This is a genomic window from Adlercreutzia equolifaciens DSM 19450 (assembly GCF_000478885.1).
Classification (GTDB): domain Bacteria; phylum Actinomycetota; class Coriobacteriia; order Coriobacteriales; family Eggerthellaceae; genus Adlercreutzia; species Adlercreutzia equolifaciens.
This window is the reverse complement of record NC_022567.1, coordinates 189,260-202,515: the sequence shown is the minus strand read 5'-3', so window position 1 is coordinate 202,515 and position 13,256 is coordinate 189,260. Positions and strand designations below refer to the sequence as shown.

Genomic DNA, 13,256 nt, shown 5'->3' with positions numbered 1-13,256 from the left:
CTAGACGCGGGCGACGGTGAAGCCGGCGGCATCCTTCGCGTCGTCTTCCATGGCCTCTTTGGCCTCGTCCAGGGCGGCGCGCACCTCGTCGAGCAGGTGCATCACATCATGCAGCTTCTCCCCCACCGTGGCGAACCCGGCGTCGGAGGCCAGATGCCCCAGATCGTGCGCATGGCGGCGCTCGAGCTTAATGTGGTCGTCGATCTGGTCGATCATCATTTCCAGCTGGCCGGTGTTGACTCCATTGGTGCACATGGGCGCCTCCTTGGAATTTGCTACTATATACAGGAATGTTTTATCGCGAGCGCGGGCGCAGCGCAAGAGGGAGTGTGATTTCTTCCGTGAAGAGTAACATTTTTGAGGTAACGGGCGAATCGGTACTCATGCTGTACGGCAGCCACCTGACCGGCGCGCCAACCTCCACGCTGCTCGTGCTGAGCGAGACCCCCTTGGGCGACGCAGCCTTGGAGGCCCTGGAGAAGTCGGCGGCGAGCCTGGATTTCGGCGCCGCCCCGCTAGCACGGGTGGTCGTGGAAACCGACGAGGGCAAGCTGGGCGCGGAAGACGTGCGAACTATCGTGGAAGGCCTCGACCCGGTGGCCCTTGTGGCCTGCGACGCCTTCGCTGCCGAGATGCTTTCGGCCGCCTACCGCACGCCCGTGACTCTGGACGCCGACAATCGCCTGCTGGGCCGCACCGCCGTCATCTTCCAAGACTTCGAGGGCATGATGAACACCCCCGCCGACAAGCAGCGCGCCTGGGCGCTCCTGAAGAAGCTGCGGTAGAGAGACCGCTATTAGCCCTCATCTACTTCCATGCTGGGCCCAAGGCAGAAAGCCGCATAGAGGGGCAGGCTGAGCAGGGTACCGCCGGAGCCTTCCATAGCCATCCGGCCGAAATTCGACTCAGAAAGGCGCACCGCGTAGGGGGAGTTCCCCTCGCGCATGAACTTCTGGAGGCTCTTCGCTTTCACGTTGCGCGCCGATTTCACCTCAACGAGAATAACGCGGGTCAGGCGATTCTGGAACACGAAATCGACCTCGCCGTTCCCGACTTTGTCGGTGGGCATCCAGTAGTACGTGTGCACGTCATTCGCCGCCAAGGACTGCATGACGAAATTTTCCGCAAGAGCGCCTCGGAAATCAGATGACAAGTTCAGCCTCATCTCTTCGTCGAGAAACACCGCAGGATCGATGCCGAACTTGTAGAACATGAGACCCGTATCGGCGACGTACACTTTGAAGTAGCTGCCCTCCTCATCATTGTAGGGGGCCAGCGGAGCGCGATCATCGCAGGTCAAATCGTTAATGGTGACAATGCCAGCCGCAGAGAGCCATTCAAGGGGCTCAAGCAGACGCTCGCGGCGCCCACCACGAACCACTTCGGCATACTTGAATTTCTTCGTCGAGGCGCGCAGGAGCTGCTTCGGCAAACTGTCCCAGATGCGCTTTGCCGAGATGCCGCTTATGCCGTTGTCCGGATCGGTCATATCGGCGATGTAGGTTGCGTTTATCTCTCTTTGCACCTCTAGGGAAGCAGCAAAGGTTCCCTCGCTGCGGTACACATCTAAAACGCGCGGCATACCGCCGAGGACGAGGTATTTGTGGTACCACTCAAGGGCCCGGTCGTGCCGAATATAAGGCGTCGTGTTCGCAACATGAGAGCGAATATCAGAGGCCATGACCTCCTCCCCCATGGCCCAGAGGAACTCTTCGAAATCGAGAGGGTGCAATTCAAGCTGTTCGACTCCCGACGGGAAGGGCAGGGAGCGCTTCTTCGTCGTTACTCCCAGCAGGCTTCCCGTTGCCAGCACGCGCCACGGCGTCCCCTCGAAGAAGCGCAGAGCGTTGAGCGCCTGCTCGCAGAGCTGGATTTCGTCCAAGATGAGAAGCGTCGTCTCGGGCCGAATCTCCTGCCCTTTGCACTCAGCGATACGTCGAACAAGGCCTTCGACATCATCAGTGGGCCAATCGAAAATGCTGCTGATTCGCATGAGGTCGGTTTGAAAATCGAGTTTCACGAACCCACCAGCGAACAGCTGCTCTCCCATATGCTCGGCGAGCGCGGTCTTGCCCACTCGCCGCGCCCCCTGAATGAGCAAAGGCCGGTGGTGATCACGGGCTGCCCACTGGGTGATAGGCAACTCCAGCTTGCGCTTCATAGTCCATAAGAGACCTCCGCTGCTGAACTGATCCCTGGATTTTACAATTTCGCGTACACAGTGTACACGAAACTTCGAATTTTCATGTACAACTTGTACACGAAATTGGAATGCAGCAAACAGTCAATTGTCCCGTCAAACGAAAGACTTCTGAGATTTTGGTTGCTGAAACAGCCTACAGGCTCCTAACCACTTCCTCGGCGGCGTCCAAAAGCTCGTTCACCTCGTTGGTCGTGGCGGCTTCGGCGTAGATACGCACGAGCGGCTCGGTGCCGGAGGGGCGCATCATCACCCAGGCGTCGCCTTCCAAAAGCAGCTTCACGCCATCGCGACGATCGGCGCCCACAACGGGCTTGCCGGCGATCTCGTCGGCCGTGTAGGTGGGCACGGTTTCGGCACGGAAGCGGGCCATCTGCTCATCGGTGATGGAAAGGCCGCGGCGAGCGAATTCCATACGTCCGAGGTCGGCGAGCATCTCATCGATAATCGTGCCCAAATCCTTGCCCGACTGCGCCATGCATTCGGTGAGCAAGAGCGCCATGAGCAGGCCGTCGCGCTCCTTCACATGATCGGGAAGCCCGATGCCGCCGGACTCCTCGCCGCCGATCATGACGCCGCCTTTCTCCATTTCGCCGTAGATCCACTTGAAGCCGACCGGCGTGCTGACAAGCTCCAGCCCCAGCTTGCGGCACATGCGGTCGAGCATGGCCGAAGCCGTCACCGTGGAAACCACACGCCCCGTCTCGCCGCGATCGACCATGTGCTTCACGAGCAGCGTGATGATGCGGTGGGCGTTCACGTAGTTGCCGCGGGAATCGCCGGCGGCAATGCGGTCGGCGTCGCCGTCGTTGATGAACAGGGCATCGTAGCCCAGCTCGCCCACTTTCGCGAGACCCTCATCGACCCACGGCTGAATGGGCTCGGGGTGCAGGCCGCCAAACGTGGGGTCTTCCTCGTTGTGAATTTCCACGACATCCACGCCCAAATCGCGCAGAAGGTCGGCCAAGTAGTGGCGGCCGGCGCCGTAGAGCGGGTCGCACACCACGCGTAGGCCCGCTTCGCGGATGGCCTCGGTGTCCACAAGCTCGCGCAGGGCAGCCAAATAGTCGGTCATGAGGTCGGCCGTTTGGAAGGGGCCGAGAATGTCCGTCGGCTCGCTCGGCAGCACCGCTTCCACGCGATCGGTGAACGCGGCGGGGCTCGCGCCGCCGTCGGCCATGCGCAGTTTCACGCCCAAATACTCGGCGGGGTTGTGGGAGCTCGTGAGCATGATGCCGCCCACGGCGTCGTCGTTATGCGCCACCGACCAGCACAGCGTGGGGGTGGGACAGTAGTCTTGCGTGAGCAGCACGTTGAAGCCCTCGCCCGCGGCCACCTGCGCCGCCAGCTCGGCATAGGCGTGGGCATCCTTACGGCAGTCGTGGCCGACGATGAGCGTACCCGGGGCTTGCGGATCGCGGCCAGCGGCCACGGCCTCCTCCTTGAAGATGCGGGCCGCCGCCGCGACGACGCGGTTCAGATTGTCGGGCGTGAAATCTTCGCCGATGATGGCGCGCCAGCCGTCGGTTCCAAAATGAATGTCAGCCATGAGCCATGCCTCCTGGGCTTTTCTATGGGGTATGTTGCAAAGTTGCGAGGACAATTATAGGGGATACGACCAAATCGGGGGTCGGGGAGACCCAACGAAGGCGGCGGCCTGCAGCGGCACGGCGTTTTTTGCCCCCCAAACAGCAGGTGGCCCCGCGGGTAATCAGGATTCCGCGGGGCCGTCTGCTTCATCGGAGATGGCGTGTATGTGCGCCGGACGCCGCCGCGCGCTTCGGGCGGCGGCGTCTGGCGGTCTTCGGCAGACGGCCCCGCGGGGCCGTCTGCCTACTCGGAAAGGTCTTCTTCCTCCTCCTCGTCCTCCTCGCGGCGGCGGGCCACGACGGCCAGCGCCAGGCCGAGGGCGGCCGTGGCGGCCAGGCCGAGCGCCCAGGGCATGAGCTCGTCGCCGGTCTGCGGGAGCTTCACGAAGAACAGGCGGGTGCCCCACGGCGTCGTGAACACGAGCGTGCGCCAACCGTCGCCGTGCATGCCCAGATCGACCGAGCGGCCCGTTTCCGGAGTCCAGTTGTAGGCCTTCAGCACGTTGAAGATCTGGCCGTAGGCGTTGGGGGTAGTGCGCACGGCGTCGAAGGCGCCGAGCACGGACATGGCCGGCGTGATGCCGACGCGTCCCGGCCCGGGCACAGAGCCCGCGGCCTCGCCCCAGTCGGAGTCGTCGTTGTCGTCGGCGCCCGCGTTGATGGAGACCCACTCGCAGCCGTCGGGCATCGTGGCGCGCACCCGGTACAGGTACGGCCTGTCGTCGGCGTCCACCATGGGCAGGCCCGTGAAGCGGTAGGCGCCGTTGACGTCGGTCTCCATCTGGGAGACCACGGCCCACTCGCCCTCGGAGCGCACCTTGCCGCCCTGGACGGCCGCAAGGGACGTCGGCACGTAGGAGGCGCCGTTGAAGCCCACGGCGCGGGTGTCGAGCACCCGGCGCTCGAGGTAGACCGTAAGCCCCGGCACCGCCTCGGCCGTGGCGCCCTTCAGGCCGTCGGCCTCCGGGTCGCTGAAGGCGACGCCGGCGATCTCGGCCGGGGCGTAGGGCACCAGGCCCGTGTCGTTGAAGTCGCGGCTCGTGCCCTCGGAGGCGAGCCACGTCGTGCCGGCAGGGCCGGCCACAAAGGCCGCCGCGCCGTCGGTCGCGGGATCGGCGAGCACGATCATGCCCTCCTGCGCTTCGTCCGGCACGATGAGCTTGGTGTCCTCGTTCAGGTCGGAGTCGGTGGTGGCGCTGCCACGGTTCAGGCGCGTGACGCCGTAACCGTGGGGCAGATCCTCCACCGTCACCTTGTAGCCGTAGAGCACCCGGCCCCGGCCGTCCGGCGCCGTCCCGGCGATCTCCAAGCCGTCGAAGATCCAGCGGCCGTTCTCATCGGAGACCGCGCTCGCGGAGAACTCGGCGTCGAGGTGCCAGCCGGTACCCGTGGCGTCGGTGCCGTACCAGTAGCGGGAGAGCGTCACCGGCACGTCCGGGAAGCGCACGCCCTCGGAAGCGTCCTGAACGCCGTCGTAGTCGTCGTCCTGCCAGACGATGCCCGCGATGTGCACCTTGTTCTCGTCGAGGCTGGAATCGCCGTCCTCGTCCTTCTTCTCGGGGACAAGGCCGAAGTCGTGGTTGAGCGAGTCCGCCCAGTTCACATCCGACCAGCAGTTCGAGACCTCGCGGTTCAGCACTTCCATGCGCGCCACATAGGCTTGGTACAGTACCTCGAACCCGTTGCCCGCATGGACCGGCACCATCTCGCCCGTGGCCTCGTCGAACTTGAGATCCTGCTTGCCGTCGGGTCCTTCCGCTCCCGTATCGTTGTTGAACTTGTCCACCGGATCGCCGAAGATGACCGTCCGGTGGTCGTCGTCCATATCGCGCAAATCGGCGACGCTCGCGCGGGAGATCCAATCGGCAGCGTCGAGGAGCGCCGCCTGGACAGCCGCCTTGCCGGGAACGATCTCGTTGGGCCACAGCGCAAGCAGCCGCTCTTCCATGGGCGTCTTGACGTAGTCGTCCACCTCGGGCGTCGACGGATCGACGGGGTCGGCGGGATTGGTCTCGCCAGATTCGCCAGATTCGCCGCCTGCGTCGTCGGCGACCGCTGCCATAACGGCAAGGGCGCGCGAGAGCGCCTGCAGCGAGGAGAGGCTCGTCTTCTCCTCGACATCGTCATCGGAGCCGGGCTCAGGTGTGGGCTCGGGTGCGGGTTCGGGTGCGGGCTCCGTCCACTGCGCGAAGAGCGTATCCATATCGCTGGTCAGGGTGATCACATCGCCAGCGGAGAAGGACGTGCCGGAGCCGTCGGCGGAGGTGTTCCACCCTGCGAAGGTGTAGTCTTCGCGCGTGAAGGTGCACGCAGGCACGACCACGGTTTCGCCCAAAAGGCCCGTGATCGCATCCATGGTGCCCGTGCCGCCGTTGGCGTCGAGGGCCACTTCCACCGCGCCCTCGCCGTTGACGTCGGCGTAACGGGCCGAAGGTCCTCCCGTGAACGAGTGCTCGCCAGCGGCGGCCAGACGCGTGACCACGATGAGGTCGCCCATTTCAGGATTGCTCAGGCTACCGTCCACCTCCACCTCGTCGGTGAGGTTCGAGGCCAGCTTCTTGTCCTCGTAGTTGGGCCGCAGGGCGCCCGTGGCCTCGTCGTAGTCGGAGTTGGTCTTGTCGATGCCCGGCTCGCTCTCGCTGTAGCTGTTCGCGGAGCCACCTTCATTGGGCACCATATCGACGCCCACATGCGACACGGTGGGCGTGTAGTTGTCCGTGTCCGGATAGCTGACGATGCGGACTCGGTAGCCGTAGAGCACCTTGAACTCGGCACCGCCCACCTTGTGCGTGCCCGTGCCGGCAGCCAGGAAGGCCCAGTCGCCGGAGGACACCGTCTCGTCGAAGGCGGCGCCCGGAATGTAGGCGGCACCGTTCTGGTCGCGGTACACCCGATCGCGAATGTCGCCGCTGTCGGCCACCATGTCGATGGCGGCCTCGTCGGAAAGCCTCTCGTTCTTGCCCAGGCTCTCGGCGGAAACGGCATTGCCCTCCAACATCACGAAGGCCTGAGCTTGGGTGAAGCTCCAGTCGCGGCGCCAGACGCCCTTCTCGCTCTCGTCCACCATATCGGCGGCATCGACGCTGGCCGCAAAGATGGCGGCCTTCAACGACTCGACAATCTTCTCGTTGGCGGGAACCTTCTCGTACTTCGGATTGCCCTCCCCGTCGACAACCGGTTTCCAGTAGCCGTCAGCCAAATCGCGGTAGATGCTCTCGAAGGCGAGCAGGCGGTTCAGAGCCGAGGCCTTATAGGTTTTCTCTGCGTCGGTGAGCGTGTTGCCGGCGGCAACCTTGGCGTTAATGGCTTCCACCTTCGCTTGAATATCCTTGATCCACGTCACCATGGCGCTAATCTGGTCATCCGTGAACTCCTGCGGCACCTCGATCTCGGTGCCCTCGGGCGCCGGATACGCCACACCGCCCAAACGGTAGATCTCGGCGATCTGCTCGGAGGTGAGACCCGTGGTCTCAGGCGTCACATCAGGCGCCTTCTCGCCAGGAGCGATCTCCAGCGAGCCCAGGCCGGACGTGTCGTACCAGTAGCGCTCCAGCTTCACCACCGCACCGGGCACACCAGATTCGGACTCGGCGCGCAGGCCGTCCTCGTTGGCATCCTCCCACACCTTGCCGGCGATGAGCACCGGGTTCTGCAGCACGACGCCGGCGTCGCCCGCCAGCTTCTCGTAGAGGCGGTTGGCCAAGTCGTAGCGCACACCGCGGTAGACGATCTCGTAGCGGTCAGTGCCAAAGTCGATGGAATCGGCATCCTTCTTGGACTCCTGCGCCACGACGGCGAAGGCCTCCTCCTTGTTGCCGTCCACGTTGTAGTCGCCGTTCAGGCTGGCGTTGAACTCCGTGATGTCGGAGGTGCGCTCGCCCGGGGCGTCCACATGGTACTTGGACACCATGTACCGAGCGGTCTCGGGATCGTCGTTGATGACGCGCACCGAGTAGCCCACCAGATACGGCGTGGCGGTGTCGTAACGGGCGAAGCCCTCGGGCGGCTCGTAGTAGCTCACGCTGCCGTCGGGGCCCTTCACCGCGATGGCGCCCTTCTGGTAGCGGTCGAGGCGGTTCCACTCGGACTGCGGCTGGTACACCTTGTCCTTGATAGCGGCCGGGTCGATCACATCGCTCACCTTGTCGTCCACCACCACGTAGGCGGGCAGGTCGTAGAAGCGGTACTCGCCCGATGTGCCCTCGGTAAGCGTTACGAGCTCCCAATCCTCGGTCCTTGCCGCCGTGGCCGCCGCCACGTCCTCGGAAGCGTCGGCCGAGGCGCCCTCGGCGCTTGCAGCGCGCGGCATCGCGGCAGATGCGGCGAAGAACACCTGCGTTGTGAAGTCTGTCTCGTAGAAGACCTGCGTGGCCTCGGCCTCGGGCTCGGGCTCGGGCTCTACAACAGCATCCTTCTCCCACTGGGCGTACAGCGTGCTGCCGGGCTCGACGAGGGTGAACTCGTCGCCCGCACCGTAGCCCGTGCCGGTGCCGTCGGCGGCGGTGTTCCAGCCGGTGAAGTGGTAGCCCGCGGCGGTGAAGCCGCAATCGGGCAGCGTCACCTTGGCCGTGTTGTTGCCATCGATGCCCTTGGTTTCACCCGTCGCCTTCACCGGCGCACCCGCGTCATCGACCAGCGCGCCGTCGTTGGCGTCAAACGTCAAGGGAGCGGGACGGAACTCGTTGCCGTTGCCGGCGAAGTCGCGGTTGAGCACCCAGGTGCCGGAGGCGAACAGCTTGCGGCTGCCGGCCTCCACCAGATCCTGGTACCTGTAGGCGCGACCGGCGCGGACGAGGTACACCGTCTCGGTGCCGTCGGATCCGTTGCCCACGATGACGTTGCCCTTGGCGGAGCTCTCCAGCTTCAGCACATCCTCCTTCAAGCTGGCGCTGGGCTCGTAGTAGAAGAGGTTGCCGTCCTCGTCCTCGAACTGCTGGTAGCCCTGGGCATTGTAGTTGGGCACGAAGTAGTACTGGGACAGGGCCACCTTGAAGCCCGCGAGGCCCTTCTCCTCGTCGTAGATGCCGGTGTAGCTGTCGTCGAACCAGACCGCGCCATAGAGGTTGGCGTGGTCCGGCGGCGCATAGCCGGCGTTCATGGCCTCTTGGCTCTGGCCGCGGCCGAAGTCGAAGGCGTAGTCGACGGTGTTGGAAACAACGCCCTCGGACGTGGTGGCGGTGAGGGTGCGTTTACCGGCCACCTTCTGGGAGGCGTTGGTAGAGCTGTCGGCCACGCCGGCCAGAACGATCTTGCCGTCCAGGGCGTTCTTGGAAACGCCGTTGAGGCGAGCCACGCCGCCCTTGACCCGCTGGGCAATTTGGGCATCGTTGCCGTAGATGTTCAAGCCGTCGGTCTTGAGGGCTTCCTCGGGATTAGCCTCAGAGCCCTTGTGCAGCACGGTATCGGAGCCATCAGCGCCCGCAACCGTCTCGCTCCAGTCGGCATGGTGCTTGGCCTCACCGGTCTGCACCGTGTCCTCGTCCAAAGCGATCGGGTAATTGCCACTTGCGTAGCCGAGCCACTGGGCATCGCGCACCGAGTGCTGGTCATCGGCGAACAGGTCGTCGGCAGTCAGCGCCGGATGGACATCGGAATTGATGGCGTCGGCCGGGGTGGTCTGCCACTCGTAGCTCGTGACCAGCAGCGAGAACATGCCGCTCTCCTCATTGGCGCCATTCACTTCCAAGGTGTAGCCCATCAGGTACCACGTGCGGTTACCGTCACCGTTGGCGATGAAGCCTGCCGTGGGCAAGTTGTTGAAGCGGAAGTAGCCGTCCGGGTTCGAAGAGACGACCTCGTAAGCGAGCTTGCCGTTCTCGTCCACCACGGCCTGGCCCTGCTCGTTGGTCTTGGCGAGGGCCGTCTTGCGCTCGGTGCCGGTGATGGCCTGGTAGGTGTTGGTCTTAGTTTCCACGCGGCCATCGATAACGGCGGGCGTGCCAACGCTGTAGGCATTGTCCTTCATATCGTAGAAGCTGAGCTTCGGCGTCGCCGGTGCCTTCTCGTCGAGCATGACCCAGGCGCCCAGGGCATTATTCAGAGCATCCCCGCTGGGCTTGGTCGTCTGGGAGGTGCCGTCGGCCCTCACCCAGCTGACCGTGGCTCCCGCCGGAATAACGCTGGCGCTATCCCAGCCCGTGCCGGTATTGGGCACGTAGAACCACTTCTGCAGGTAGACGGACTTGCCGTTGTAGCCAGTTTCCCGGTACTCGACGCTATCGCCCGTGGCGGTGTCGGTGCGCGTCTCGGGGAGGTAGTTGTACAGGCCGTCGTAGTCGGCGTCCTCGAAGAGGAAGCCGGAGATGCTGTAAGTGGGCACCGGCACGATGCCGCCGTCGTTGTGGTCGCGATCGTAGCCGCTCATGAGGTCGTACACCGCCAGCTTGCCATCGGCGCCCGCAGTGGCCGCCTCGCGATCGGCATCGCTTTCGGTGAGCTTGGCGTTCACGGCCCCGTTGTGGGACATCGGCGCCGCGATCTTGTTGGAGTCGACGCTCACGCGTCCGTCGGTCGTCTTGCCGTCGGTATCCACCTGGTCCAGCAGCACGATCAGCTCGTTGGCAGCGGTACCATTGTCCACCAGCGCGTTGTCGCTGAACAGGTCGGAGTCCTCGGTGTAGGAGACCGAAGAGCCGTCTTCCTTGGTGGCCACGCGGCACTTGGCCTTCAGCACGCTGCCGCGGGTCACGCGGGAATCGGACAGGCGCACCTTGTAGCCGTAGACCACCCACTGGCCGTCGATCACGCCGGCGGTCTCCAGGTTGTCGAAGGCGTAGGTGCCGTGGCGCCACAGATGCGGCCCGGTAGCATTGCCGTCCTTGTCGCCGTCTTTGCCGCTCTCGTCGCTGTTGTACTCGCCCAAGGCCTTCGGCATCAACGGCTCGGCAGCGTAGCGCTTCATGAGCACATCGCCGGTCGTCGTGGTGCGGTAGCTGGCGCGCTTGTCGGCCACCTTGTCGCCATCGGAGCCGATGACCATATCGCCCCATGCGGAGGTGTCCTTGACCCAGCTGCCGGTACCGTTCTTCGAGTACCAGCGCTCGAGGGTCACCTCGTAGCCGTTCTGGGCGGCCTCGTAGCCGGAGCCGTCCTCCTTCATATCCTGCAGGCCGTTGTTGTTCTCGTCGTTCCACACCAGGCCGGTGATGCGCTGGCGCATCGGATGCACGAGGCCCACATTGCCGCCGGCGACCGGGGAGGTGCACAGAGCTGTCTTAACCGTGTGAATGTTACCTTCCCAGGAGTCCTCGATAGTGACTTCCTCGCGATCCACGGTCAGCCAGTCGTAGTTCACGGTACCCGCCGCGCCTTCGATCAGCTGGCCGGCAGCCACGTTCACGTAGTCGTCAGCGCTCGCGAGCCTCGTCGCGCCCTCGCCCTGGACGATGCCCTCGCTGGCCACGACGATGCGGCCGCCGGCGACGGCGGCAGCATTGCCGGAGGCATCCACGGCGCCGCCGGCGACGCGCGTGCCGGAAACGAAGACGTTCTCGCCGTCCTCGCCCACGGCGGTCGTCATGACGGAGGCGCGGTCGGTCACCGGGCGACCCATGCGGCTCACGCCGAAGGCGGCCACGCCGTTGCGGTCGATGGACTCGGCGTCGGAGTCGACCGCGTAGCCGTCGCCCACATGGTAGCGGGTGAGCATCCAGTTGTCGGAGCCGGAGGCGTCCGATCCGCCGGAGCCAAGGCCGTCGATCTCCACCTGGTAGCTCGCCAGCGAGTAGCTGTCGCCCGTGAAGCTCAGGCTCGGGGAGGCGGCGATCTCAATATCGTCGAAGGACACCGCGCCCACGTTCGTCACCGCCGAAGGCAGCTTGTCGAAGACATAGGTGCCGGCGTTCAACGTGTCGACGATCTTCTTGTCCTTCTCGCTGTAGCCGATAGAGCTGGTCTTCGTCGTGCGTACGCCGTCGCCGTTGTAGGTGCGGTTGTCCACCAGGCTGGTCGTCGCGGTGCCGTCGTCGGCCGTCGTCGTGACGCGGCCGTAATCGGTGTCGCCATCGAAGTCGGTCACGCGCGTCCAGGTCTTGTCCTCCTGGTCGTAGGCCCACTGGGTAAGGCCCACGGTGCGGCCGGGCAGGCCCGCCTCGAACTTCTCCTGGAAGATGCCGTCGTAGGAGCGCTCGCGCTCGGCGATATCCTTCACCGGGTCGGACTGCTCCTGGTAGGAGTCGTCCCACACGATGCCGGTAATGGAAGTGGTGGGCACGTCCACCAGACCGCCGTCGCCACCCGCCACCGACGTCTCGTTCATGTCGGTGTCGTAGGTGGTGCCCTTGTAGGTCTGCAGCGTCTTGGTGTTCGTGGATGTGGAGTGCTTCTCGCGAGCGATGATCACCATGCCGTCGGCGCGCGTGGGACGGGCGCCGTCGTCGGACACATCTACCGTGCGGTTCACGAGCGCGAACTGCGCGTTGCTGATGCCGGTGCCATTGGCATTACGGAACAGGTCAGATTCGACGCCGTAGCTCTCGGAGCTCTCGGCGAGGTGAGGACGAGTAAGCGTGTAGCCTGCCGGCACCGACGCAACTTCGACCGTGTAGCCGCACAGGTACGTGGTATCGCTTTCCTCATCGGGCTTGCTGAAGCGCGTAGGCACATCCTCGCTCTTGTAGTGGCCCAGCGGCAGATCCTGCACCACCGTCACGCCATCGGAGTCGTAGACCGGCTTGCCATCGGAGGTCACGCACGTGGTAACCGGCTCAAGGACCTGCTCGCCTTTTTCATTGATGAGGTAGGCGCGCTTCCAGGTGCCATCAGTGCCGCCCGAATGGTCGGCCGGATCGAGATACCACTTGGTGATGCGAATCTGCACGCCGGCAATGCCCTTCTCGCCCTCATCGCGCAGGCCGTTGTAGTTCGCATCGTTCCAGATGTCGCCCTCGATAGGCGCCGCGGGCGGCATGATGTAGCCGCCGTTGATGCGGGTCTCGTTCTTGCCGAACGTCAGGTCGAAGGAAACCTTCGTCGTATCGGTATCGGTCTCAAGGTTCTTGCCCTCGGCACCCTGGCGATACTGGGTGGCGCTCGTGTAGCTGCCGGTGGCGTCGACCGTCGTAGAGCCGGCGAGCACCAGCATGGCATCCAGCGTATGGATGTCGCCGTTGGAGCTGAAGGCGTCCTTGCGCACGAGCGGGAACGTGTCCAAACCGAATCGGTACTCGCGCGGACCGCCGGCATTCACGTTGGACTGGCCCTTGGAGTTCCACAGATCGTGCTCGGAGGGGTTGGTCTCCGTGGCGCGGCTGATATCGGTCACCGACGTATCGGGGGTCGTCTCCATTTCCACCTTGCCCGGCGTGAAGGAGAGGTTGCCGCGAATGGCCACGGTGTAGCCGGCCAGGTATTCCTTGCCCTTCACGAACACGCGCACCGGCAAGTCGTTGAACTGGTAGTAGCCGTCGTTGTCCTTGCCCGATACCGTTGCGCTGCGCGTCGACGTGGTGGCGTAGTAGAAGTCGGCG

General features: G+C 64.4%; 5 protein-coding genes (1 of these 5 cut by a window edge). 1 reads left to right on the top strand and 4 read right to left on the bottom strand.

Features of this window, described 5'->3' with window-relative positions:
* On the bottom strand, nucleotides 1-255 hold the full coding sequence (locus tag AEQU_RS00485; RefSeq protein ID WP_022738197.1) for a hypothetical protein: 255 nt from the start codon (nucleotides 253-255) through the stop codon (nucleotides 1-3).
* Nucleotides 256-341: 86 nt separating this feature from the next.
* Between AEQU_RS00485 and AEQU_RS00480 the strand changes: the two genes are divergently transcribed.
* Complete coding sequence (locus tag AEQU_RS00480; RefSeq protein WP_144079451.1) at nucleotides 342-785, top strand: hypothetical protein; 444 nt, start codon at nucleotides 342-344, stop codon at nucleotides 783-785.
* Between the two features lie 11 nt (nucleotides 786-796).
* On the opposite strand, the gene AEQU_RS00475 is transcribed toward AEQU_RS00480, so the two are convergent.
* The 3 genes from AEQU_RS00475 to AEQU_RS00465 form a co-directional block, all read right to left on the bottom strand.
* The gene (locus tag AEQU_RS00475) at nucleotides 797-2,161 is read right to left on the bottom strand and encodes an ATP-binding protein (RefSeq protein WP_022738190.1); all 1,365 of its coding nucleotides are present in this window, start codon (nucleotides 2,159-2,161) and stop codon (nucleotides 797-799) included.
* Nucleotides 2,162-2,336: 175 nt separating this feature from the next.
* On the bottom strand, nucleotides 2,337-3,749 hold the full coding sequence (locus AEQU_RS00470; RefSeq protein WP_022738187.1) for a phosphohexomutase domain-containing protein: 1,413 nt from the start codon (nucleotides 3,747-3,749) through the stop codon (nucleotides 2,337-2,339).
* A gap of 284 nt (nucleotides 3,750-4,033) precedes the next feature.
* A protein-coding gene (locus AEQU_RS00465; RefSeq protein WP_022738184.1) for an InlB B-repeat-containing protein crosses the window boundary here: on the bottom strand, nucleotides 4,034-13,256 show its end. The gene runs 65,543 nt beyond the window's last position; only the last 9,223 of its 74,766 coding nucleotides appear in the window; its start codon lies off the right edge, out of view; it ends in the stop codon at nucleotides 4,034-4,036.

Bases quoted from the DNA above. Each gene is read 5' to 3' on its own strand.
- AEQU_RS00470 (WP_022738187.1), bottom strand. From the start codon at position 3,749: ATGGCTGACATTCATTTTGGAACCGACGGCTGGCGCGCCATCATCGGC.
- AEQU_RS00475 (WP_022738190.1), bottom strand. From the start codon at position 2,161: ATGAAGCGCAAGCTGGAGTTGCCTATCACCCAGTGGGCAGCCCGTGAT.
- AEQU_RS00485 (WP_022738197.1), bottom strand. From the start codon at position 255: ATGTGCACCAATGGAGTCAACACCGGCCAGCTGGAAATGATGATCGAC.